The sequence below is a fragment of the Daejeonella sp. AP26 genome, from assembly GCF_056680515.1.
This window is the reverse complement of record NZ_CM155286.1, coordinates 3,986,517-4,010,842: the sequence shown is the minus strand read 5'-3', so window position 1 is coordinate 4,010,842 and position 24,326 is coordinate 3,986,517. Positions and strand designations below refer to the sequence as shown.

25 protein-coding genes and 1 tRNA gene are annotated in these 24,326 nt (G+C 42.5%); 17 read left to right on the top strand and 9 right to left on the bottom strand.

Annotated elements, in window-relative coordinates:
• Positions 1 to 122: 122 nt before the first annotated feature.
• The 4 genes from pafA (at position 123) to AC1MCB_RS17035 (ending at position 3,567) form a co-directional block, all read left to right on the top strand.
• Positions 123 to 1,766 (top strand): alkaline phosphatase PafA, encoded by a 1,644-nt coding sequence (gene pafA, locus AC1MCB_RS17050; protein ID WP_479965922.1) that lies wholly within the window; start codon positions 123 to 125, stop codon positions 1,764 to 1,766.
• Positions 1,767 to 1,840: 74 nt separating this feature from the next.
• Positions 1,841 to 2,476, top strand: a complete 636-nt coding sequence (locus AC1MCB_RS17045; RefSeq protein ID WP_479965921.1) for a thiamine phosphate synthase — start codon at positions 1,841 to 1,843, stop codon at positions 2,474 to 2,476.
• Between the two features lie 34 nt (positions 2,477 to 2,510).
• Positions 2,511 to 3,077, top strand: a complete 567-nt coding sequence (locus tag AC1MCB_RS17040) for a thiamine pyrophosphokinase (RefSeq protein ID WP_479965920.1) — start codon at positions 2,511 to 2,513, stop codon at positions 3,075 to 3,077.
• 1 nt (position 3,078) lies between these two features.
• A complete protein-coding gene (locus AC1MCB_RS17035; RefSeq protein WP_479965919.1) occupies positions 3,079 to 3,567 on the top strand; it encodes an N-acetyltransferase family protein in 489 nt (162 codons plus the stop codon).
• Between the two features lie 6 nt (positions 3,568 to 3,573).
• Here AC1MCB_RS17035 and AC1MCB_RS17030 read toward each other — a convergent pair whose 3' ends face one another.
• The 4 genes from AC1MCB_RS17030 to AC1MCB_RS17015 form a co-directional block, all read right to left on the bottom strand.
• Positions 3,574 to 3,762 (bottom strand): hypothetical protein, encoded by a 189-nt coding sequence (locus AC1MCB_RS17030; protein WP_479965918.1) that lies wholly within the window; start codon positions 3,760 to 3,762, stop codon positions 3,574 to 3,576.
• A 100-nt stretch (positions 3,763 to 3,862) separates the two neighbouring features.
• Positions 3,863 to 5,158 (bottom strand): M20/M25/M40 family metallo-hydrolase, encoded by a 1,296-nt coding sequence (locus tag AC1MCB_RS17025; protein WP_479965917.1) that lies wholly within the window; start codon positions 5,156 to 5,158, stop codon positions 3,863 to 3,865.
• Between the two features lie 43 nt (positions 5,159 to 5,201).
• On the bottom strand, positions 5,202 to 7,034 hold the full coding sequence (locus AC1MCB_RS17020) for a M61 family metallopeptidase (protein WP_479965916.1): 1,833 nt from the start codon (positions 7,032 to 7,034) through the stop codon (positions 5,202 to 5,204).
• Between the two features lie 238 nt (positions 7,035 to 7,272).
• Positions 7,273 to 8,394, bottom strand: a complete 1,122-nt coding sequence (locus AC1MCB_RS17015) for a DUF4407 domain-containing protein (RefSeq protein ID WP_479965915.1) — start codon at positions 8,392 to 8,394, stop codon at positions 7,273 to 7,275.
• A 355-nt stretch (positions 8,395 to 8,749) separates the two neighbouring features.
• On the opposite strand from AC1MCB_RS17015, the gene AC1MCB_RS17010 reads away from it, so the two are divergent.
• From AC1MCB_RS17010 to AC1MCB_RS16990, 5 genes are all read left to right on the top strand, one after another.
• Positions 8,750 to 9,067, top strand: coding sequence for a rhodanese-like domain-containing protein (locus AC1MCB_RS17010; RefSeq protein ID WP_479965914.1), 318 nt, complete (start codon positions 8,750 to 8,752; stop codon positions 9,065 to 9,067).
• Positions 9,068 to 9,072: 5 nt separating this feature from the next.
• The gene (locus tag AC1MCB_RS17005) at positions 9,073 to 9,264 is read left to right on the top strand and encodes a DUF6358 family protein (protein ID WP_479965913.1); all 192 of its coding nucleotides are present in this window, start codon (positions 9,073 to 9,075) and stop codon (positions 9,262 to 9,264) included.
• 76 nt (positions 9,265 to 9,340) lie between these two features.
• The gene (locus tag AC1MCB_RS17000) at positions 9,341 to 10,246 is read left to right on the top strand and encodes a prohibitin family protein (protein WP_479965912.1); all 906 of its coding nucleotides are present in this window, start codon (positions 9,341 to 9,343) and stop codon (positions 10,244 to 10,246) included.
• A 284-nt stretch (positions 10,247 to 10,530) separates the two neighbouring features.
• Positions 10,531 to 10,896 (top strand): IS200/IS605 family transposase, encoded by a 366-nt coding sequence (locus tag AC1MCB_RS16995; RefSeq protein ID WP_479965911.1) that lies wholly within the window; start codon positions 10,531 to 10,533, stop codon positions 10,894 to 10,896.
• A gap of 5 nt (positions 10,897 to 10,901) precedes the next feature.
• Positions 10,902 to 11,030, top strand: a complete 129-nt coding sequence (locus AC1MCB_RS16990; RefSeq protein ID WP_479965910.1) for a hypothetical protein — start codon at positions 10,902 to 10,904, stop codon at positions 11,028 to 11,030.
• A gap of 528 nt (positions 11,031 to 11,558) precedes the next feature.
• Here AC1MCB_RS16990 and AC1MCB_RS16985 read toward each other — a convergent pair.
• Positions 11,559 to 11,936 (bottom strand): DUF2784 domain-containing protein, encoded by a 378-nt coding sequence (locus AC1MCB_RS16985; RefSeq protein ID WP_479965909.1) that lies wholly within the window; start codon positions 11,934 to 11,936, stop codon positions 11,559 to 11,561.
• 18 nt (positions 11,937 to 11,954) lie between these two features.
• Positions 11,955 to 12,965, bottom strand: coding sequence for a dipeptide epimerase (locus AC1MCB_RS16980; protein WP_479965908.1), 1,011 nt, complete (start codon positions 12,963 to 12,965; stop codon positions 11,955 to 11,957).
• A gap of 169 nt (positions 12,966 to 13,134) precedes the next feature.
• Here AC1MCB_RS16980 and AC1MCB_RS16975 point away from each other — a divergent pair, with 169 nt between their 5' ends.
• From AC1MCB_RS16975 to AC1MCB_RS16960, 4 genes are all read left to right on the top strand, one after another.
• Positions 13,135 to 14,268 carry a hypothetical protein gene (locus tag AC1MCB_RS16975; protein WP_479965907.1) on the top strand — a complete coding sequence of 378 codons (1,134 nt, stop codon included), beginning with the start codon at positions 13,135 to 13,137 and terminating at the stop codon, positions 14,266 to 14,268.
• Positions 14,269 to 14,500: 232 nt separating this feature from the next.
• Complete coding sequence (locus tag AC1MCB_RS16970) at positions 14,501 to 15,160, top strand: hypothetical protein (protein ID WP_479965906.1); 660 nt, start codon at positions 14,501 to 14,503, stop codon at positions 15,158 to 15,160.
• 60 nt (positions 15,161 to 15,220) lie between these two features.
• Positions 15,221 to 16,210 carry a hypothetical protein gene (locus tag AC1MCB_RS16965; RefSeq protein ID WP_479965905.1) on the top strand — a complete coding sequence of 330 codons (990 nt, stop codon included), beginning with the start codon at positions 15,221 to 15,223 and terminating at the stop codon, positions 16,208 to 16,210.
• A 21-nt stretch (positions 16,211 to 16,231) separates the two neighbouring features.
• Positions 16,232 to 16,804 (top strand): pentapeptide repeat-containing protein, encoded by a 573-nt coding sequence (locus AC1MCB_RS16960; RefSeq protein WP_479965904.1) that lies wholly within the window; start codon positions 16,232 to 16,234, stop codon positions 16,802 to 16,804.
• 73 nt (positions 16,805 to 16,877) lie between these two features.
• Here AC1MCB_RS16960 and AC1MCB_RS16955 read toward each other — a convergent pair whose 3' ends face one another.
• Positions 16,878 to 17,987, bottom strand: coding sequence for an NHL domain-containing protein (locus tag AC1MCB_RS16955; protein ID WP_479965903.1), 1,110 nt, complete (start codon positions 17,985 to 17,987; stop codon positions 16,878 to 16,880).
• Positions 17,988 to 18,146: 159 nt separating this feature from the next.
• Positions 18,147 to 19,280: an NHL domain-containing protein gene (locus tag AC1MCB_RS16950; RefSeq protein WP_479965902.1), complete on the bottom strand. Its 1,134-nt coding sequence runs from the start codon at positions 19,278 to 19,280 to the stop codon at positions 18,147 to 18,149.
• Between the two features lie 373 nt (positions 19,281 to 19,653).
• Here AC1MCB_RS16950 and AC1MCB_RS16945 point away from each other — a divergent pair, with 373 nt between their 5' ends.
• From AC1MCB_RS16945 to AC1MCB_RS16930, 4 genes are all read left to right on the top strand, one after another.
• Positions 19,654 to 20,025, top strand: a complete 372-nt coding sequence (locus tag AC1MCB_RS16945) for a SpoIIAA family protein (protein ID WP_479965901.1) — start codon at positions 19,654 to 19,656, stop codon at positions 20,023 to 20,025.
• 140 nt (positions 20,026 to 20,165) lie between these two features.
• Entirely contained in the window at positions 20,166 to 20,663 is a 498-nt protein-coding gene (locus AC1MCB_RS16940; RefSeq protein ID WP_479965900.1) for a hypothetical protein, read from the top strand.
• A gap of 494 nt (positions 20,664 to 21,157) precedes the next feature.
• Positions 21,158 to 21,231: transfer RNA gene (locus AC1MCB_RS16935), tRNA-Pro, on the top strand.
• 167 nt (positions 21,232 to 21,398) lie between these two features.
• A complete protein-coding gene (locus tag AC1MCB_RS16930; RefSeq protein ID WP_479965899.1) occupies positions 21,399 to 23,708 on the top strand; it encodes a M28 family peptidase in 2,310 nt (769 codons plus the stop codon).
• A 38-nt stretch (positions 23,709 to 23,746) separates the two neighbouring features.
• Here AC1MCB_RS16930 and AC1MCB_RS16925 read toward each other — a convergent pair whose 3' ends face one another.
• The gene (locus AC1MCB_RS16925; RefSeq protein WP_479965898.1) at positions 23,747 to 24,202 is read right to left on the bottom strand and encodes a pyridoxamine 5'-phosphate oxidase family protein; all 456 of its coding nucleotides are present in this window, start codon (positions 24,200 to 24,202) and stop codon (positions 23,747 to 23,749) included.
• Positions 24,203 to 24,326 lie beyond the last annotated feature (124 nt).

Sequence of the window (24,326 nt, the reverse complement as noted above, 5' to 3'; positions counted from 1 at the left end):
AAAATACTGCGGATAGAGGCTGCTATTTAGTCCGCGGTTCTTCCGAATATCTATATAACACAAATTTCACATTGCAATTAATTGTAATAACCGATATTAGCCGGATTTAAAATCCAGATACAATGAAGATCAGACACTTGCTAATTGCACTTTTATTACCTCTTAGTGTTTCAGCTCAAAAGATTAAATCGCCAACAGAAGCACCGTTAGCCCGGCCAAAATTGGTGGTCGGTATTATGGTTGACCAGATGCGCTGGGACTTTCTATACCGCTATTATGATCGTTATCAGGCGGGTGGATTTAAACGGATGTTGAATGAAGGCTTCGCAGCTGAAAACACCAATATCGATTATGTAACAACCGTAACCGGTATCGGGCATACAACAGTATACACCGGCTCTGTACCTGCACTGCATGGTATTGCCGGTAATGACTTTATCATTCAGGCTACCGGGAAAACAATGTATTGTGCAGGTGATACAACAGTGCAAACTGTAGGCAGTACCTCCAAAGCAGGCCAGATGTCTCCAAGGAATATGCTAACAAGTACAATTACCGATGAATTGAAATTAGCCACTAATTTCCGCTCAAAAGTTATCGGGATTTCTTTAAAAGATCGTGGAGCTATATTACCAGCTGGTCACTCGGCGGACGCCGCTTATTGGTTTGATGATGCAAGTGGTGGATGGATTACCTCTACCTACTACATGCAGGGATTACCAGCCTGGGTTAAAAAGTTAAACAGTCAGAATCTTCCTGAGAAATATTTGAAGAAAGATTGGAACACGCTTTACCCTATTAAGAGCTATATCCAGAGTTCAGTTCAAAATAATCGCTACGAAGGAAAGTTTTCCGGAACCACTGAAAGTACCTTTCCAGTAAAGACCTCAAACATGATCGACAAAGGGGTAGGTATTATTCGCAGTACACCTTACGGAAATTCGCTTACTCTTGATATGGTGAAGGCAGCTATCGATAATGAAAATCTTGGCAATAATGGCGTAACGGATTTTTTGGCGGTAAGTTTTTCTTCTCCTGATTATATTGGTCATCAGTTAGGTCCCAATTCTATAGGCGTTGAAGATACCTACCTACGCCTCGACAGGGATATGGCTGACCTCCTGGACTATCTTGACGAAAAGCTTGGTAAGGGAAATTATACAACTTTTTTAACAGCAGACCACGGAGTTGCACATAACCCGAACTTTATGATTGACAATAAGCTGGCCGCAGGCTTTTGGCCGACCAGCCAGGTATTGAAGGATTTGAACGCTGCACTGGAAGACGAGTTTAAAACTAAGAACCTGGCTCTTAGCTTCAGTAACTACCAGGTGACTTTCAACAATCAGCTTATTGAGGCTGAAAAACTAAAGGAGTCTGAAATAAGAAACTTAACCGTTTCATTTTTACGCACACAACCGGGCGTGGCCTATGCCCTTGATATGGACGAAGTCGGAGCAGCTGCTATTCCAAAGATACTCAAAGAAAAAATCATCAATGCTTATAACAGAGAGCGGAGCGGGGTAATACAACTAATATTGAAACCAGGTTATTACAGCGGTTACAGCACTACTGGTTCTACCCATGGCTCCTGGAATCCCTATGATTCGCACATTCCATTAGTCTTTATGGGCTGGGGAATAAAACCGGGAAAAACATACAAAGCAACGGGAATGACAGATATTGCGGCCACGATGGCAGCCCTTTTGAAGATCCAGGTGCCCAATGGCTCTATTGGTCAGCCCATTGCAGAAGCCCTGAAATAGGAATTTAAGATCTTTTCATTCTGAGGGAACCGGAAATGTTTTCAGTTCCCTCAGAATAGCTAATATATCATTTTATGAGGAAATACATTTCCAGGTTCCACTACTTAACGCAGGATCTCCCACATCGCAGTCACGCAGAACAAACGCAAATAGCTTGTGAAGCTGGTGCTAACTGGATCCAATATCGTTGCCTGAGCAAGACAGATGAAGAAATGATCCCTGAAATCCACCACGTTGCGTCCATCTGCGACGACTGGGGGGCAACGCTGATCTTAACAAACCACTATCATTTACTTGATAAAGTAGATGCTCAGGGTGTGCACCTTGAAGATATGGAGGCAGACTTTGCGGCTATCCGTGAGATCATCACGGATGAAAAAACTCTAGGAGCTTCAGCTAACTCTTTTGACGATATCCGCAGGATAGCACTTTCCGGAGTTGTTGATTATGTCGGCTGCGGACCGTTTGCTCTAACTGAAACTAAGCCCAATGATTACCCACTACTCGGTTTTGAAGGTTACAGGGAAATTATGGCGCAGATGTCCGAGGCAGAATTAAACCTCCCATTAGTCGCTGTGGGCGGCATTAAAGTAGAAGATGTGGATGCATTATTGGAAACTGGAATTTATGGGATTGCTGTTTCCGCTGCTGTGAATATGTCATCTGATCCGGGGGAGGCGTTCCGCCAGATCTATAAAAAGATCGTGTAACGCATTATAAAGATTCCTTCGCTATTTTTGCTGCATGTCATCTCACCACATAGTACGCGAAAAACAAGAACCAGCCTTACTCATTATGAGTCTCGAGGGATTCCTTGCAGAAAACCTTGGTCAGCTCTTAGAGTGGAGTCCAATGGTTATTGTAGCCGAAGATATGTACGATCACACCGAATCACTCGGTATCAAGATCGATGGAGTATTGACATCCAATCTTGATTTCTATGCTCAGGAGAATACAAGGATAATCCCTAGTTCATCAGAGCAGCTTGAAGATGCGTTAAAGTTTTTGGTGAGCGAGCAATTCCCGGCAGTTAACATTGTTACTAATGAATTCGCCCTCAAAGATTATGCGTTATATGAAGCAGACATCAATATTGTGATCTTCATATCTAACCATAAGATCTTCCCGGTGCATTCCGGCTTTAGCAAATGGCAGTCTGCAGGCGAAAAAATCGTCCTTCTTCATGACGTGCAGAACCTGCAAACCTCAGGTTTAAAGCACATCAGCGATACTGTTCTTGAAACCGAGAAGGACGGATTCTATACCTTGACATTCGACCAACCCTTTTTATTTATCTCTGAAACGATCTAAAATGATTATTCGGCAGGCAAACTTGAAAGATATTGAGGCAATTAACCGGCTTGCTCATCAAACCTGGTGGCCAACCTATACCGGGGTCATTCCTGAGGAACAAATCAGGTTTATGCTTGAAAATATGTACTCCGAAGATGCACTGGAAATGCAGATGAATAAAGGTATGACTTTCCTGATTGCCGAAAGGAACGAAACACCAGTAGCATTTGCAGCATATTCACTCACGGATCCCGAAAACTCGGTCTATAAATTGGAAAAGCTCTACGTTCTGCCTTCAGAACAAGGTAAAGCCACCGGAAAGGCCTTGATCTTCGAAGTGATGAAGATCGTTAAAGAACTTGGCGGGAAAACACTGGAGCTGAATGTTAATCGCAATAATTCTGCTTATCATTTTTATATTAAATTAGGTTTTGCAGTTCATAAAATAGTCGACATTCCTTATCAGCAATTTGTGCTGAACGATTACATCATGAGGCAGGAACTATAACTAAGCCTAGCCAAACTTATTGTAAACTCCGCTGGACTTATCACACACAATATCATCTTTTTGATTTTCAATCTCCTGCTTCAAGCAGTGCTTTTCAAGGATCTCTTCAATCTTTTCATAAGTATCCAAATCTAGCTGAACGGCAATTCTATTATTGTTCTCGTCAACAATGTATCTTTTACGGATATTTATCATGACCGATGCTTTAGGTATCTAAATATACAAAAACATAAAAGCCTGAAAAAGTGCTTTACACTTTCTCAGGCTTGTCGTAAAAATTGAAACCCTCTAAAAATTACTTCTCAAGCTTCGGTATTCTTTTAGGAGAATCCTTCCCTTCCACTATACTTCTGGAGCTTAAAGCAATAGCTTTTATAGTCGCCGTTATATTATTTACATCTAGGGTTGAGAACTCATCACCTACCGTATGATAGAATTTATCCGTGTCAATCTGGTCGGTAGAAATAGTATGTGCAGGTACTCCCAAAGCCGCCAGGGTTGCATTATCGCTTCTATAAAAAAGATTCTGTTTAGGATAAGGGTCAGGATGGAAGGTAAAGGCTGTGCCGGCCAGGTTACGCTGAAGTATCTCACCAAAATCAGACTTTTCAAAGCCGGTGATAAACGCAGCGTTTTTGCCAAACTTTGATTCCTTGCCAATCATTTCAATGTTAAACATCGCGACCACATCATCCGGATTCAACTGCTCTGAGAAATGACGGGAACCAAAACCACCTATCTCTTCGGCTGTAAAAGCAACAAAGATCAGCGTACGCTCATTACTGTTTAGCTTTTTATAGTATTTGGCCAGCGAAATGACGGCTGTTATCCCGGAAGCATCATCATCAGCACCATTTGCAATCGTGTCTGCCTGACCTTTAACTATGCCAATATGATCATAATGTCCGCTGAAAACAACGAACTCTTTCTCCCTGGATTTACCTGGCAGAATTCCGGCAACGTTAGCCAGCTTCAGTTTTTCAATAGTATTTGTGATTTTAACAGAAAACGTAGCTGCTTCATTTGATCCCAGTATAAAAACCTTTGCACTGCCTTCGGTAGCTTCATCTACTATTTTACCACGTTTGCTGAATTCGTAAAGGCGCTTGAATGCATCAGCGTGTGACGCATCAACTAAAACTAAAACAGATTTATCCGCCCGGGAAATTGCCCTGTACCGATCAAAAAAGCTTTCACCAGCCTTTACGTTAAGTACTTCAATTCCCGAACTCTCTGTCCACTTGACAGAAGCATTTTCAGTTACCGTTAGCACTGAAGTCCCTGCCACACTGATACCATTTACAGATACTTCCTGCACACCGGGTTTTATACGAGTCATGGTAAACTCTTGCCTGAAGTTACCTGTATCTGTTAAAGGCTTTAACCCAATCTCCTTGAATTCATTTGCTATAAACTCAGCGGCCTTTTCTATACCCGGCGTGAATGTTCCCCTACCCTGCATATCATCTGCAGAGAGAGTACGAATAATCCTTTCCACATTGTTAGTATTGACCAACCGGTCTGGATTTTGAACCGTACAGGCCGACATAACCAGCAATGGCAACAGTGCAGTTCCTAAAATTTTTTTCATTTAGTCTAAATATGGGTGAGTTTTTTGAAGAGCTAATACAAACTTATTTAACCTGGCTGTTCAGCCATGAAGCTCTGAATTTTTTCATCTCTGTAGTGAGCTTCTTACCGGTGGTCTCAATCAGCACCACTTCAAAGGCGTTATTAGGCTGAAGCTTTACTTTGGCTGTTTGTACTTCGTTGCGGTGCTCAAATGTTAATGTTACTTCCTCACCTGGCTTGTACTTGCTTAAAAACGTGGTCAAATCAGCTGGCACTTTCAACTCGTCACTATTGATCTTCAGGAAATAATCTCCGTTATCCAAGCCCGCCTGATAGGCTGCCGAGCCCTTCAAGGTGTTCATTGCTAGCCTTAGCTTTCCGTTGGCCGCAACAAGGCGTAACATGCCCAGAGATGCTTGCTCCGGGGACGCGCGGCGTAGTGCCAGGCCAGCTTTCGCAAGTAATTTCACATAATCGTTCTTTTCGATGCCATGCACATAGCGGGTGAAGAAGTCACCAGCGAAAGTTTTGTTGGTTAAATTAGCCAGCACATTCTCCAGGTCCTCCATTGTGTAGGGTATCTCAGTTTTGCCATGGGCCTTCCAAACCGCCTGCATGTAATCGTCAAGGGTCAACTTAAATTCAGACCTCAACCGAAGATCCAAAGCAAGAGCGATTGTTGCCCCGTAGGTATAATAAGAAGTGAACATGTTTACCTGATTGTTTTGGTCCACCGCCACACCAGCGTCAGCAAACACAGCATACCTGCTCATCTGCGGTGCCGAAAACGTGTTAGCCCCCGGCATATTCAACACATTATTAGCAAGGCCGGCAATAGTTTTGCAATAAGAATCCAAGTCGCGGAAGCCAGCCCTTTTCAAAATCAGCGAACCATAGTATTGCGTAAAACCTTCCGCAAACCAAAGTTCATGGCTCATATTAGCATGCTCAAAATTAAAAGGCTCTAATGTTTTCGGACGGATACGTTCCACATTCCAGGCGTGAAAAAACTCATGAGAAAAAGTACTTAGCAGGTCATCTTCATTGCCTTCCACTTTGTCTGTACGCTCCACAATAACAGTAGAATTACGATGTTCCATTCCATCACCGCCATTCTCCTTATTTACATCCTGTAAAAAAGTGTACTCCCCATAATCAAACCTTGGCAGCTCAGCGAAAACTGCTTTCGACTCATCAACCATACGGCGGATCATGTTAGTATAATTATCAACCACGATCTGGTTGTCAATGCTATGTATCGATACCCTGATAGTTTGTTTTGATTTATCGGAATCGATATCTTCCCAGCTGCTTGATTTAAAAGCTGAAAGCTCCGTCGGGCTATCCATAAAATATTGCAGGTTCGGTGCAGAATAAGTATCGTTATTGCCCGGGATAAGCTGTGTGGCAACCTTCCACCCGTAGGTTTCCAGGTCATTAAATTTAACGGTGATCTTCCGGTCGTCCATCCCCTTCACCCATAGAAAGGTGGCAGGCATATTCATATGAGCATGGGTCTTATCAATGGCCAGGTAGGTACCATCAACCCAATTCCCAAATATGGTATAAGTTATTCGAGCAGTTCCGTCATGCTCCGCCACCTGGTAAACGTCACCCTCGATTTGATTAACCTTAAGAGGTTTTCCGGAAGTATTAAATGCCTGCAGATTATAGATATTCTTGCCAAACTCATGGGTTGCGTATCTGCCCGTAGAAGAACGGCTCATGCGCACCGTAAGCGGACCAGCCGGAATCTGCGGAACAAGTAAACTTACTTCAGCCTCATGGTGAACAGCGTTTGGAAAAGATATCTCGTATTGAAGTTCGTTCTGACCGAAAGCCAGACCTGTTGAAAACAATAAGAAAGCAGCGGCAAAAAACTTTAGTCGGATCATAATTATTAATATGCCGCTGAAATTAAATTTAATAGCTGATAAAAAGAAATAGACTTTATGCTGATGCTCTTAATGCAGGCGCATGCATCAAACATTTTACAAAGAAGTTTACTGGTCCTTTAAGAAGCAGGAATTTCCACTACTGCGTCATTTCGAGGATCCCTTGCAGCCTATCAAACGTCTGGAGACCGTGATGCCGAAGAGAAGCTCACCAAAAGGTCTGAACTTAAAGTCAAAATCAGACTTCCACATCGTACTCACGCAATTCTCGTGTAGATCTTCTTCGTATGAGCTCCTTTTGCTTTTCAATCTCTGTGTCTACCTTAGTCTCGTACACTCCATCCGTGACAGCAATATCGTAGTCTTTTCCTCTGTAAGCGCCGTGAACAGCTGACTCCTCAACGTTTTCCAAAGCAAAATCGTAAGGACCCTTATTGCTCATCAGTTTCACAAAAACGGGTAAGCACTCAAAGAGTATGAACAAAAACCCTATAAAAGATATCGCCAGGTAATTATCAAGATCTCTTGAGCCATCTTCCTTAAAGGTGAGCTGACCCAAAGCCCAATTTCGATCAGCGAACCCCGCGACGTTTGACAGGCTGTCGAGCTGCCTGCCGCTAAACATACGCTGTTCAGAAATTCCGTCAAGTTCCTTTCGACGATTAAAGAAATTGTCCATGCTCGCGATCTCCGTCCTCACCGCTTCAAGACGCTGTTCTTTTTGCACAACCAGCGATTCTTTCTGCTTCGCATAAGTCCCATAACCTGTTATTCCAGAGGTCTGATTTGTTTTATCTCCAAATACCTCCTGATTCAAAATATAGCGGCTTTGCTTAATATCTGCCTGAAGCGAATCCCGTTCCTTCTTTAGCTCATCAATCTTACCCAGCTCTGATCCGTATTTCAGATTGAAGGTTTTATTCAACGTGTCAATCTTGGATCGCTGTCCGTTCAAGTAGCTGGTTTTTAGTTTTTGACGAATCTCCTTATCAAAGATCTTTAACTCCAGCGGCCTTGAAATAACCAGACCGATCATAATGGCAAGCAATATCCGCGGCGTAGCCTGCATTATCTGCTGATTAGTGGTTCCGCTCTTGCTGATACTGGCGACTATATAGCGGTCCATATTAAAGATGGCCAGCCCCCAGATTATTCCAAAGAAAAGAGCAAAAAACACCGCGCCCGCACTCCCTGAAAAAACAAAGTACATCGCATATCCACCAGATAGAGCTGCGAAAAGTGCCGTGAAAAATATAGTGGCGCCTATGCCCACATATTTATTGTGTTCTGTCGGGAATTTTTGCAAGGTGCCCACATGAGCTCCGGAACAGAACCAAAAAAAGTCAGTTATTCTTTTCATTAATCGTTTATGCTATTAAAGCCGTTAGCTTCCCTGTTTCAATATCATGCCAATCCTTAAGCAAGTAAAAACATTGTTTCTTACCAATCACTTAAGGTCAGATCACCAGTACATCATGAGACTGTCCTCGTGTTTTACCAGCCTTACGCAACCTCTTTCTCCTTAATTATCAGGGTGTTAAAAATCGAAATAAATCATTAATAAAACGAGCGGGAGTTAAACATGTTACACAGCCACTACAAATATAATTATCTGAATAGTTTACCATCACATTATCATAAATCAATACACCAATTGATGGTCTTAATTGTTATCCTTAAAAATCAATACCTTTGACTAATCAGTCATCAATATCATGAAAGAAATTACAGTAGCACAATTAAAACAAAAGCTCGACAATAAAGAAGATTTCCAGTTGATAGATGTTCGTGAAACTTTTGAATATGAAATGTCGAATATCAATGGAGAAAATATCCCGCTTGCCGGCGTTCTGATCGAAGCCGGAAAGATCTCCAAAGACAAGCCGGTTGTAATTCAATGCCGCAGCGGAGCGCGCAGTGCTGCAGCCCTTATGCAACTGGAACAAAAGTACGGCTTTACCAATTTATATAATCTTAAAGGTGGGATTTTGGCCTGGGCAGCAGAATACGATCCTGACATGCAGGTTTATTAATTCCTATGGTAAAGAAAGTAATAGCCAATATTTTTTTAAATATTGCCATCATCACTCTGGGCTTTTCCATCGTATGGTCCTTCAAAAATAACTTTTACGCTTACGGAGTAATCGCAATCTTCGCGATTGCTATGTGCATTTATCTAAAAGTGCGCCTGGTAAAAAACGTTAGAGAATTCACTAAAAAGCATAAATAAGCAGCTCCATCGCTTTTTATTTATGCGCACTGGTGTCATAAGTTAATTTCTATCTTTAAAGCTTAATCCTACTCAAATGTTTCTAATAGTATTGGGAGTTCTGGTCCTTTTGGCCGGCATCTTCGTTTCCCGTCAACATGACCAGTCCGCACGATTTGGCAACCTCATCCGGATAGCCGGTTTGGTCGTTATTATTGCCGGCGCTCTAACTTCCATGTTTAAAGTGATTGATGCGGGTACGGTTGGGGTTAAATCAATCTTTGGCAAGGTTGACAATGATGTGCTTTACAGCGGCTTAAATGTAGTGAATCCGGTTGCCGAGATCACCACCTTTGATGTAAAAACACAAAATTACACCATGTCCGGAGCCACTGATGAAGGAAGTCCGTCTGCAGATGATGCACTCAGGGTCCTATCTGCAGACGGACTGGAGGTTGTAATTGATCTCTCGGTGCTATTCCGTGTGAAGGCAGCTTCTGCCCCCATTATCCTGCGTGAGATTGGAACAGACTACCTGGATAAAGTAGTAAGGCCGATTTCCAGAACCGCTATTCGTGATAATGCAGTAGCGTACGACGCAGTTGCCCTGTTCTCCAGCAAACGCGATGAATTTCAGGCTAAAATATTCAACACGATTAACAAGAGTTTTTCCGCACGTGGTCTGGAGTTAGAGCAGTTGCTTGTCCGCAACATCACCCTGCCTGCCTCTGTTAAAACTACTATCGAGTCGAAGATCAATGCTGAGCAGGAAGCTCAGAAGATGACCTTCGTACTTCAGAAGGAACGTCAGGAAGCAGAGCGCAAAAGGGTGGAAGCACAAGGTATCGCTGATTATCAGCGGATTCTTTCTACTGGTTTAAGTGATAAGCAGCTGCAATACGAAAGCATTCTTGCCCAAAAAGAGATCGCAAAATCACCAAACACCAAGGTCCTCATCATGGGTAATAGCAAGGGCACGCCGATTATTCTTGGGGGGAATTAGGAGAAATTTCTATTTTGTGCAATGAATAATTTTAAAGAATGGTGATTGGGTAATGACATTCGAATCAGCTTTGCGTTGCATTAATTCGGACACCACTTAAAACGCTTATAAATGCCCCGTTGGGGGCAAAATGTCGGTAGAAATAGTATAATTTTAAAAGTTGCCCCGTAGGGGCAAAAGGAGTGCTCCTACCCAAGAAATCGACGTAGTGCTGTGAATATAATCTTCTAACTTCCGTATAATTGCTTAATCTTCAGGTACGGGATATTTTAATAAATGTTATATTGTATACAGCTAAGGCTAAATCACTCTCAACTTCACAAATCCAAAATTGGCAAATACCTATACGCAACTTCACATTCACTGTATTTTTGCTGTTAGATTCTGTAATCAAACCTGAATGGCAGGAACGCTTAAATCAGTACATTACAGGTATTATCCAAAACAACGGACATAAGTTAATCGCCGTCAACAGCATGTCTGATCATCTGCATGTTTTCTTTGGATTCAGACCCAACCAAAGCCTATCAGATTTAATAAGAATGGTCAAAGGCGAATCATCTGAGTGGATAAACAGTCAAAAATTGAACACTTCTGTTTTTCGATGGCAAGAGGTTATGGTGCTTTTTCATATTCGCGATCTCAAATAAGCTCTGTGGCACGTTACATTGAAAACCAGCAGGTACATCATCGCAGAAAGACGTTTGTGGACGAGTATAAAAGCTTTTTAAATCAGTTTGAAATTGAATATGATGATCGTTATGTATACAAAGAGCTAGAATGAGCGTTGAAACCAGCTATTATTAATGTTTTGACGACCAGGCTCACTTCACAGAGTGATCCAATTAAGGACTAGTTTGCCTACACGAGCCATGGTGATAAATTAATTTCACTTACTAGCGCGCAAGTTATCTTTTGCCCTTACGGGGCAATGAATTACGTACATCGTTTGTACTACCGACCTATTGCCTCTACGAGGCAGCTTAGCGCACGTGAATTTATGACACTCACATACTAGTACATTACTGCGTGTAAAATCGCTATTCTATAAAATAATTATTGATCGGTATGCGGAGTCTACGACGAATCGATCGGCTTGAAATGAAGGTAAAAACATCCGACATCTAAGGTAATCACCATCACGGCTACAGGCCAACTCCATTTACGATGATAAAGATCGGAATTCGGAGTTTAAGAGGTATCGCCCGGCTTGGATCACATTCGGGCAAAATGTCGGTAGCCGCTAGGATCAATATGAAATATTGCCTCGTGGTCAAAGAAGTATAGGTTCATCTATGGAATCACCCACCACTCAATTTTTGATTTTTTGGGTTCCCTTCCTAATCCTAAAATACCCCGCCATCACCACAGCAAACCCAAAACCTCCAGCTGTCAATGTATCCACAGAATCAGCATTGATATCTCTCCCACTGATCTTATCCGCAAAGTATTTGATGAATGAGTTAGGAAGATGCGTTTCACCCAGGTGTTCTTTCACTTGCCATTGCCAGTCTGTGATCGGACAATAGCCTATACCAAACCAGAGCCCTAAAATTAACCAGGAAAACAAGGTTAGTATCACACAGATAAAGTGTGCTTTACGGGTTTTCGGCCAGATCCAGCCCAGGATATTAAAGCCGATAATGGCAATATGCAGGAAAGTAAAAAACAGATCCACCAAAATATACATGATGAAGATACCTAATGCCTAAAACCTAATACCCAGCCCCACATCCTCAGTCAACACCCATTTCCCGTCTTTAAATTCAGGATCACGGTAAGGATTATTGCTTGTAAGGAAAGGGCCATCCAGGTCAGCCCAGTCACAAAGGGGCGCTAGGGCAGCAGCGGCGAGCGTGCCACAGCTAGTTTCGCTCATGCACCCTATCAAAACTTTCATATCTAGTTCCTTTGCCCTTTTAATCATGCGATAACCTTCGTTCATGCCGGCACTTTTCATAAGCTTCATATTAATACCATGATAAGCTCCTTTGATTTTTTCAATATCAGCAAGGCGCTGTACCGCTTCATCGGCAAGAATAGGTATAGGACTCCTTTCCGTAATCCAGGCATTCGCGTCGAGGTCGTCTTTAGACAGTGGTTGCTCGATAAGCACTGCCCCCTGCTCGGCCAGCCAGCAAGCCATTTCCAATCCCTGCTCCCTGGTTCTCCACCCCTGGTTAGCATCAATAAATAGCGGCTTACCCGTGACCGACCTGATCGTATCGATCAGCTCTTTGTCGTTATCCCGACCCAACTTCACTTTTATGATCCTGCAATCTCCAGCCTCCTGCAATTTGCGAATGATTACTTCCGGAGAATCAATACCCAGCGTATAAGATGTTTCTGGCATCAACGCCGGATCAGCACCAAACATTTGATAGCAGGGGATATTGTTGATTTTACCGGCCAGGTCATGCAAAGCAATGTCAATGGCCGCTTTTACATTGGGATCACCGGCAGATATTTGGTCAAGATATGCAGTCACTTCTTCGAAGTGAAAGGGATATTTTAACCACGACAAGTCAACCTTTGACAGGAATTCCGCGGCCGTTTCAATATTCTCCCCCATATAAGGTACCATTGAGGCTTCACCGTGTCCGGTTAAGCCATCATACGAAATCTCCAATAGCATAACCGGGGTCGATGTCCGCGAGAAACGGGCGATCGTAAAGGGATATTTTAATTCTAAATCAAAGGATTTGTAACCTATCTTCATTATTTTTCGTCTATAAGGGAGCGGCAATATGCAAATGTGCGAATTTGTTAATATGCAAGTGCATAGTCATCTTGTTTTGGTGACAAAACGATAAATGAAAGCGCTGAAATGTTCAAATAAAATTGTCGCGGTATATAGCATCGCATTTCCCAAAGTATAAACTTTCATTATGATACCCCCACGAGTCTCCCGATTATCTCTGTTAATCCTTTGTCTTTTAATTTTAGGTTGTAGCGCCGGCAAACGTTCTCTTGAAAAAGGGAATTATGATCAGGCCGTTTACAAGGCAGTGAACCGTTTGCAGAAAGATCCCAACAATCGGAAAGCTTTGAAAGCTCTTACTCAGGCGTACAGCTTTGCTGCCTCTGATCACCTGCAAAATATTCGGGAAGCTAAGCTATCATCTAATGTACTCCGCTGGGAAACCGTGATCAACGAATATCAAGCCTTAAACGCATTGTCAGACGCGATCAAAAGATGTCCTTCTTGCCGCACAGCCGTTCAGCTTCCCGAAAAATACATTTCCGAGATTGCAGAGGCTGAATTAAATGCTGCGACAATTCGCTACGCAAGGGGCTTGAAGCTTCTTGAGGAGAAAAACCGCCTGGATGCAAAACAAGCTTACTATGATTTCGAAAAAGCTGATCAACTCGCGGGAGGTTTTAAAGATGCTGTGCAAAAAATGGACGAAGCGTACTGGGCCGCTGTCATCAAGGTGGTTGTTGAGCCGGTAAAGCTTAGCCGCGGTGTTTACAAATACACTAATGAATATTTTCAAAATAAGATCTACGAATACCTCGAAAATTACGAGCGCCGCAGCTTCATCAAATTTTACACGCCGAAAGAAGCACGCCGGGAAGACCTGATCCCAGACCAGGTACTAAGTTTAAATTTCGACGACTTTGTAGTCGGCCAAACCTATGTAAAAGAAAAGGTTGAAGAAGTACGGCGCGACAGTGTGAAAGTAGGCACCAGCGATGGCAAAGATGTATTCGGTACGGTCAAAGCAAAGGTCAGCACCTTTGAAAAAACCATTAGCTCGGCAGGGTTGTTAGACGTTGTAGTAACCGACTGGCACACCAAAAACACGCTTACCCAGGAGAAGATGCAGGGCACCTTCGTTTGGCAGGATAAGTGGGGAAGTTATAAAGGTGATGAGCGCGCATTAAGCAAAGAAGAAAAATTACTGATTAATAAACGTGAAAGCCTTCCGCCCCCACCGCAGGAATTATTTCTTGAATTTACGAAACCCTTATATGCTCAGCTTACTGATAAGATCAGGAAGTTTTATAGTAGATATTAGAGGGGAGTACACAGTAGTTAGTATTAAGTACTTAGACATGAGTAGCTGACCAAATCAGGAAGTTTATAATAGATATCAGTAAGCAGGGTCTTGATACTTAAGTGGGCTAACATATTAGATTTTAAACCTATATCAGCTGGACACGTCCAATAAATTGGTGATCTAATCATGTCGATGCTTTCATCAGATGCCAGATCTAACTATTAAATACTAAGTACTAAATACTCGCAACATGAAACCGATACTCCTTATCTTTTTGTTGTTTACTATCGCTGCCTGCGGTACTACCGGCAAAAGCAAACGAGCGCCTGAGCGTGTGGTTCCGGTTACGTTCAATATTGGGATTCCGAATAGAAATTCTGATTTAAACTTTGTTAATATGGACTACTACCGTTTGAAAGTTCTTGATCAGCTCGAGAATTTTCAAAGCGTCGATTTTACACTCGCCGAAGCTGATGAAGAGCCGGAAGTAGTTATTGACTTAAATATCGATAACTTCACCCTGTGGCCCCGGGACGAAAGACGAAGCCGTAGAACGTTATCAAGGGTGGTTCAAACCGGTACAGATGCTGCTGGTAAACCAATTTACCAAACAGTCCGTGCTTCTGTAGACATAGTGCAAGTTCAAAGGCGCTCCAATGCGCGCATTTCAGTAAACCTCGAGGTGAAAGGTACCCCCGGCAAAAAATTCAAACGAAGCTTCGCCCCAAACTACAACTATTCTGCAACCTACGTTGATAATATACAGGGCGACCCCAGGGCGGTTGATCCGAGTCTTTATTTTGCAAGAAGTCCGGCTATGGAACCCGAAACTATGGACTTTCTTTTTCAACTTTCCGGAGAAGCCGTGCAGAGGATATCCACCGAATTACGGTCATACTACCGTAACTAGTGGCATAAACCTCTGAACAAATTACATCGTAAACCAATTTTCGGTTTACCTTTGCCGCTAATGGATCACTCACTTTACAATCCTTTTAAAAAACTAGATTTCAGAGGTAGCAAATGCTTTTTAAGCGGAGTTGAAACCCAGCCCGGTGAAGAAATAACCGTGTTCCCGAACTGGTTGATGGAGCAGTTTCAATTAACTAATAAACCTTTAAAATTACTCGACGAAAGCATGGCCACTTACGGTGACCTGAAGGTGCCTTGTTCTGCAGCTGTCAAACAAGTTCTTGATTCTCTTGAAACGGAGATAAAGGAAGCCTATAATTTAGGGTATGAAGCAGTAAAAAGCCTCCCACAAATCAAGCTCTTTCAATGGATTGGCAAGTTAGTGTATGGCATTATTTACAATGAACTGCGCATAGGTATGCGCCAGCAGCAGGCTAACGGCGAACCATTCCTGCTATCCGAAGGCCTGATCCATAAGTTCGGCAATCTGCATACGATGCTTCAATCGCTCATCCGGCCTATGGAATTTGAAAACCGGACGCCATGGACTATCAATTTGTTAAAAGTCGATAATCTGGCTGATGTTTTTAACTACCGCGATGAGATCAATACGCTCACCTTCTCGCTGGCCATGAATAACTTTGGCATTATCGCCTGTCTCCAGGATAATGGCGCTAACGCGATCTATCATGAAGAAGTTCTTGAAAAGATCAAAGGACATCAACTGAAAGCCATTCAGTACGAAGAAGTGATCGCCCGGTTCTATTATTCCAACTATCTTTTCAACCGTTTGCCTGAATACACCATAATTCCAACGGCAGACATGGTTTACATAGAGGCAATGCCCCTGCGCGGGTTAAGCAGCAAACCCCTGTTCGATCATTGGACAGCCAAACCTTATGCACAGGTGCTCGAGAACTTTTGGAAACCATGGGGAATCACCCTTTTCGAGATCATCAAAGATCCTGAAAACCCAATCAGTTTTCTCCTTGATGCCGATGGAAATTATAACCCGGAAGGAGATATTAAATTCGCTGATCAATCATAAGGACTTCTGTCCACAACAAGCATGAGCAAAGTATATATTGAAGATAAGACCTTTCAAAAAACCGACTTCAGTAAGGAGGCCCTTACAAAGGGCGATTACGAAAGGTGCACATTCATCAATTGCAATTTTGAAAACTCCGACCTCTCGAACATAACTTTTTCAGACTGCCAGTTTACCGACTGCAACCTGAGTCTGGCAAATGTAAACAGAACTGCGTTTCAGGATGTAAAGTTTAAAGATTGCAAACTTTTAGGCCTTCACTTCCAGAATTGCAACGAATTTCTTCTCTCGGTTTATTTCGAAAACTGTAATCTCAACCTGGCATCTTTTTACAAGCTGAAGCTTAAAAAAACAACCTTCAAAAACACAAGCCTTCAGGAAGCTGATTTCTCAGAGACTGATCTCAGCCAGTCGGCTTTTGACAGCTGTGATCTCACAAGAGCAACTTTTGATAACACCAATTTAGAAAAAGCCGATCTCCGCACCGCTTATAATTATTCCATCCACCCTGAATCGAACCGATTAAGGAAGGCCAAATTCTCTCTACAGGGCGTTGCCGGGCTATTAGACAGGCATGATATAGAAATAAGCTAGCTTATTAACTCTTTGCCCAATTTCTGCAAATAACTCCTAGGGAAACACCAAGTGCACTTTATAATACCTTAAATTATTTGAGTTTTAACTTTTTAATTTGATGATCCCCGGTAGATGCCGTGTAAAGAGTATCGCCAATTATTACCAGCCCGTAAGGAGCATTCAAACCGGGGATATCATTTTCAGGAAAATCCTCACTGTAGCTGCTGTAGACAAGTTGAGTCAATACACCAGCTAATGTGACTTCAACAACTGAATACGAACTTCTGCGCTGTAAAAAGTGTTGAAACTGCCAATTTGCATACAACTTGCCATTCCTGGCAAAGGTGATACCCGTGTAGGTTTCAGACGAATTTGAATTATACGAAAGCATTGCTCTGTCATTAACAGTAGATACGACACCCCCGGGTGTAACTTTTCGGATTAACTCGAACTTGCCTCCTGTTACATAGAGGTTGTCATGGTCATCAACGGCTATAAATAAGGGGAAGTCAAATTCTGCTTTCGGCCCTACCCCGTCCTCCGGAAATGAATTTACTTCATCGTATGAACCTTGATGATTTCGAATTCCGCCTGCTACAGTTGAAACTTTGCCATTTACCAGAAGCCGGACTGCATTATTTCCGGCGTCCATGATGTATAAACAACCTGACTTACCGAAAACTAAGCCAGCGGGACCAGCAAATGTTGCCTGTGATGCCGGCCCATCTTTCATCGGCACTTCATAGCCCTCCCCGGTTCCTGCGATAACGATTATATTTTGCCCGTCTGGACTAATCTTTTTAATCTGATATCCATTCGATACATATACATATCCTTTTTGATCAATGGTCATCCCACCAAAGCCATTCTCAAGGCCAGCTTTGTTCACATCAAAAATGGTGGTAACCTGACCATCAGCACTTATTTTACGGATCTTTCTATTTTCGCCATCCGAACCTCTATCATATACATATAATGAATTTTCAGGGCCTTCAGCCAGAAGATATGGACTGTCAAACTGCGCCTGAAGAGCAGGGCCATCCAGCGATCCGCGAATGCTTCCAGCATGCAGTAATAAGCCGTCCCCTTCCGTATCGGCTGGCCTGGGATTCTCTGGTTCTACCTCTGATTGTTCACACGACGAAATGGCAAATACCATCACTAAAACCAGAAATTGGCTTAATAAAAATTTCTTTTTCATAGTGTTGGATTTTTAGATAAGTTATCCAATTGATCTACCGGCAATTGTGTACAAGGCACTATCGGAAAGATATAACAAGGCTAGTTATCATTTTATCCGGCAATTCTTTTAAATAACATCTTCAGATACTCCACGTGGTACTTATAATTACCTTTAAAGTTATTTTAATTTTATCTTGCTAATAAGATGATCGCTGGTGGATGTCGTGTAAATGGTGTCGCCAACTACCGCCAGGCCGGTCGGAAAATATAAACCGGGAACATTGTTTTCCGGATATTGCTGATCATATGTTCTGGAGACTATTGGAATCAACTCACCAGATAGTGTTAACTCATTGGTTGAAAAATGAAAAGGAGCGCCTTTTCCGTTTGCACGGTTATGATTTACATACAATTTGCCATTTCTGGCAAAGGTGATGCCTGTATAAGTTTCATAGTAATCTGAATCAAACTCATACCATTTTTTAAGAAAGTCAGAAACCACACCGCCAGGTGTAACTTTTCTGATCAATTCGAACTTACCCCCTGTTACATAGGCGTTGTCATTGTTATCCACGGCTATAAACAAGGGGTGGTCAAATTCTGCTTTCGGCCCTACACCGTCATCAGGAGGTGCATCTTGTTCGTCATCAGGACCCAGATAATCTCGAATTCCACCTGCAACGGTTGAAACTTTGCCATTAACCAGCAGCCGGACTGCATTATTTCCGCTGTCCATGATATATAAGCAACCTGATTTACTGAAAGTTAAGCCAGCGGGACCAAGGAATGTTGCCTGTAACGCCGGCCCGTCCTTCATCGGTACTTCAGCCCCCTCCCCGGTTCCTGCAATAACTGTTACGACCTTCCCATCAGGACTAATCTTCTTGATCTGGTTCTCATGTGATACATATATGTTTCCGTTTTTATCAACAGTCATCCCATTGAACCCCTCCCTGAGGCCGTAGCCAGATTTGCTTAAATCAAAAATCGTAGTCATCCGACCATCGGCACTTATTTTACGAATTTTTCTGTTTTCGGGATTATTTCCCACCACTTCCAGCCAGAACCCCCAATCATATACATACAAGGATTTATCAGGACCTTCAGCCAGAAGATATGGACTGTCAAACTGCGCCTGAAGAGCAGGGCCATCCAGCGACCCGCGAATGCTTCCGGCATGTAATAATAAGCCGTCCCCTTCAGTGTCGGCTGGCTTAGGGTTGTCAGGTTCGACCCCTGATTGTTCACACGACGAAATGGCAAATACCATCATTAAAACCAGAAACTGGCTTAATAAAAATTTCTTTTTCATAGTGATAGATTATATTAGAAGTTACCCATAATTGACTTTCTTGTCAAGTAATTTCTTCAAAATCAGAACTTTGCACAATCCATTCAATAGTACCAGAGGATTAAAGGAATTGTTTGAAAGTCCCCCACATTCTAGAGTCAGGTTTTTATTGGTGATATCCTAGCCATGTGATTACAGGGATGCTCACTATATCCTGATCGAACGATGACATAGTAAGCATATTTAATCGTCTATCCTGACCGCCATTAAAAAAGGTCTCTCCGGTATCTGATTTGTTAAAGGCTCAGTCGAAACCTTTCCGCCCTGCGAGTTGTTCCCATAGCACTCGAGAGCGTTATTCCTACTCCCCTTGCACCTCGTTAAAGAATCAAAAATGGTCGAGATACTGAGTGATTTCCCTCCGCATGTGGCAGCTTACCGGGCGTGGGGCGCAATAAGTAAAGAAGAATTTGAAAAGGTTGTGATGTTCAGGGTGGATGAAGTTGCCTCAGAATACGGGCGCATCAATTTTCTGGTTCTGCTGGAAACCGACATCGATAATTATAGTGTCGGCGCATTTATTGATTATCTACGGATCAGCTTCCGCCATTTTAATAAATGGAACCACATGGCAATTGTCACCGACCAGCAATGGGTACGCAAAGGTTATCAAATCCTGGGTCCGCTGGTGCATGGAGAAGTAAGGGGCTATAAGTTAAGCGAATACGATGCCGCCAGAGACTGGGTATCGGAGCCGTTTAGGTAAATTAGAAGAACCTGAGCAGCGAAACCGTTCCCTCAATAATATATACCGTTCACCCTTTTTGTCATGCGATTCCGGATTATAATGATATGTTTAAAATTCATTTTCGTTGAAACGTGAACAACTTACATATAATAAAACTTTTGACACGCCTTGCCCATAAATACAAAGTCATGCTGGTTTTGATGACTTTAGTTTTTACTTCCGATACCGTGTTTGCCCAGGCAACCTCTATTAAATCATTTAAATCCTTTATTGCAAAAAACTATCGCATTCCAAACACGGTTTCGAATGACTGTAACTGGAATTACGCAATTGTCAAAGCTTCGGTCGGTTCGAATAATACAGTAGAAAATTTGAAACTTTTAAATGAAGTAGAAGCAGAAATGAAAGAAAGCTTTAGTTTTATCAAAGGCTACTCATTTGGTTCTAATCAGACTTATAAAGGAAAAGCAATAATCTTTATTTTAACCGTGGAGTTGGATAACTGGCGCACGTGCAATACAGGAAAGGTTGATTATTCTCCCACACAGGCCATCACTCGTGTTTTAAGCGTTCTTGATGAAGAATTATCAATTAATCCTTCTTCGCTGGTGTTATATTACCCAATCAGTGTCGTTTCAGGTAAGACTGAAAATTAAAAGCCAGCCCAATTTGTTTATGGATTACTCATTTTTTGGATGTCCAAACTATGGTAGTGGATCGTTTTAAGCTTTTGATTAATTAGCGATATATTGTAGACCTCTATCGGATATCCCGTAATGTCTTCCTTAAATTTTTAATATCATGTCTGTTTATGAGAATACTACAAAAGGCGATAAGATACCCCATGATTTTGCTCTTCTTAGGTCTTCAACTACTCATGTGCGGATATTTTTTTGTAACACAGGGGACTATCCTTGACTTTAATTTTTATGACACGTATTTCATAATCACTTTAAGGCATCTTCTGCTTATTCCATTATTCTTTTCATTGCTGTTTCTTGCATTTCTACTAGTAACTAACCGAAAAAGCTAAATGAATGCGCTATCGATTTCGCAACTTACAGGTAACTTATAATGGAATTTTTCCTTCTAAATTTTATATTTGCAACCGTAGTTATCTAAAGGATAGTTACACATTGCATTGCCTCCTCGGGATGTAGCGTAGCCAGGTATCGCGCCAGCATGGGGTGCTGGAGGTCGTGGGTTCGAATCCCGCCATCCCGACAAAAAGACGAGGAATAACGGCGAAGAACTGACCGTTCTGGCAGCATCTTATCCAATTGATTTGTAAGTAACCACATTATTAACATTTAAATTTAAAATCGTAAATTCCTGTACCCGTTACGTGCTACCTAGTTAACAGTCCTTTTATTTAACCCAAGGCCAGGAATATGAACAAGAACCTTCAGTTCCTCTTATCTCCTTTGCTTATTTGCGCCATTGTTTATTGGATCTTTCGTTCTGCCATGCCCCATGGTCTGCCTGAAGACAACGTGCCTTTATCTGAGTTCTCCACAAAAAGGGCATTGGAGCATGTTGCTCAAATCTCAAAGGCTCCCCATTACGCAGGTTCGGTCAATCACGATACGGTTGCAGCCTACCTTGTTAATGAATTAAAACAGCTAGGTCTCGAACCAGATATCCAGGAGGGCTATGCATTTTCAAAGAGGGGATCTCTTGTAAAAGCCAGGAATATCGTAGCCCGTTTGAAAGGCAGCGGCAACGGTAAAGCTTTAATGCTGCTTTCTCATTACGACTGCGCCGTTCATTCGTATGGGGCTGCCGATGCAGGCTCTGGTGTGGCAACCATACTGGAAGGCCTTCGGGCATTCATAGAAGGCAAGGCGATACATAGAAATGATATCATCATTTTATTTTCAGATGGCGAAGAGCTGGGACTTAATGGCGCAGGGCTTTTTGTAAGGAAGCATCCATGGTTAAAGGATACCGGTCTCATACTGAATTTTGAAGCTCGTGGCACTGGTGGCCCCTCGTACATGCTGATGGAAACCAACGGCGGTAATTCGGCGATGATCAGGGGATTTAAAGCCGCCGGTCCGGACTACCCGGTTGCCAATTCGCTAATGTACAGCATTTACAAAATGTTGCCGAATGATACGGACTTTACAGTCTTCAGGGAAATTGGAGATATTCAAGGATTTAACTTTGCCTTCATTGACGATCATTTTAATTACCACACCCAACAGGATGATCTTGCACATTTGAGTTCCGAGACTTTAATTCACCAGGGAACTTACCTGATGCCTTTACTCTCCTATTTTTCCAACGCAGACCTAAATGATCTGAAGTCAGATACCGACCATGTGTATTTTAATACTCCGCTCGGGTTCATCAATTATCCGTTTGCGTGGAACGCCGTATTAATGATCATTGCTTTCATCTCCCTGATCATCCTTATCACAATTGGTATTAAAAAAAAAGTTTTGTCTGTTAAAGACATGCTGAGAGGTTTCTGGCCATTCTTCACTGCCCTGATACTGTCAAGCCTCGGCACCTTCCTGATATGGCAGGGGATTCTGATCATTAACCCCCAATATAAAGATATCCCGCAGGGCTTTACTTATAACGGGCATGCCTATATCGGCTTCACCGCGTTTTTTAGTCTGGCTCTTTGCTTTTTCTTTTATGGCGATGATCTTCCGGAGAGTAAGCTGCTCAGTTATTTTGTTGTTCCTGTGTTTATCCTGCTTTTAGTCATCTCCGCTTTGATGATCGGTGTAGCGGGAAGCGGTTTCTTCATTATCCCCGTGCTATGCAGTTTGATCGTGCTGGGTTATTATATTCTTACCGGGAAGACCAGTTGGATGTTAAATTTTATTCTCGGCGTACCGGCGTTGGTAATATTCACGCCCTTTATAACTGCATTGCCTGTAGGCCTTGGAATGGCACTTCTCTCCGGAAGCTCAGTGTTAACCGTAGTGCTCTTTATGCTCATGCTTCCCGAATTTGCTTCATACAGGCAGAAACGCTACTGGGCTATGTTTATGGCGGTTATAGCTGTCGTATTTTTAATTTACGGTCAAAGTAACTCAGGATACAGCAAGGGAAAAGCGAAACCAAACAGCCTGTTATACATGCTGGACGCAGATGCCCGGACCGCCGTTTGGACAACCTATGATGAGCGGCTGGATGACTGGACTAAGAAATTTCTTAAAAGCAGTGAGCGTACTATCAATGAGTTAAGGGCCGATCATCCTCGCCTGACTTATGTCTATCCAGCTCCAGTAAAAAAATTAGCCGAACCGGTAATCACTCTTCTGAGAGATAGCCTTGCCGGTGATGCACGGCACCTGAAATATAGTATTGTACCAAACCGAAAGGTTAATTCCTATCTGATCACATCTAACGAAAATATGATCCTTCATGATTTTACTGCGAATGGAGTAAAGAAGATTACCAAGCCAGGCTCTGCGTCTGAAAAGAGCAGGGTGGTTGTCAGCTATTATGTTTTAAATAACGAGCCCTTAGAGATGGAATTCAGCATTAACCGCGATACGCCTATAGAAATGACTGTCTATGAATCATCTTTCGACCTGTTGAACCACCCGCTCTTCCATATTCCAGAAAGAGAATCGTGGATGATGCCTACCTTTCGTCCCTTGGACGGTGCCGTGATCATTAAGAAAAACATAAGAGGGGGGCCGCGGATAAAACTTGAGGATACGGTCTCAGAGAATTGAGTTAATTAAACTCAAGATGTAGAAGCCGTCGAAGTCAACTAATTGAAGCCATTCTCAAAACGGCCGGTCACTTTCTTAAAGCGTATCCTGTAGAAAACCTGATCATGACTGTGGGTTGGAACCGCAACTTCTTTGGCATCAGTTTCGGGCAACGCAGTAAGGCTAACTTTCTTTCGGAGCATGTATTCGGTGTACCGGGGTCTAATTTCATTAAGTTCCTGCGGATCGGTTATTTCTTCAAAAGCACCGTTAATAATTACACACTTCCAGTTGAAGGAGTTTTTAATCTGGTCCACTTCAAAGCAGACAGTAGGATGTTTACGCATCAGGGCTATTTTCAATCCTTCCAGCGAATAACACAGAACACTATTATCTTCATACCGGTAATTCACGGGTACTATATAGACCTCATCACCGTCAGTGCAACCAATCCGGCCTATGTATGAAGTTTTTAAGATCTCCTGTATTTCAGTCTCATTGAGCTCGCCCAGCATAGCATGTCGTTTAATAAGTAAACGCTTATTGCATAACAAATAAATACTGTTGATGTTGTAACTTTTTATTTCATTTTCCTTGTCTTCATCCGTGACACGCTGTGAAGTTTTGAAATCACCGAAA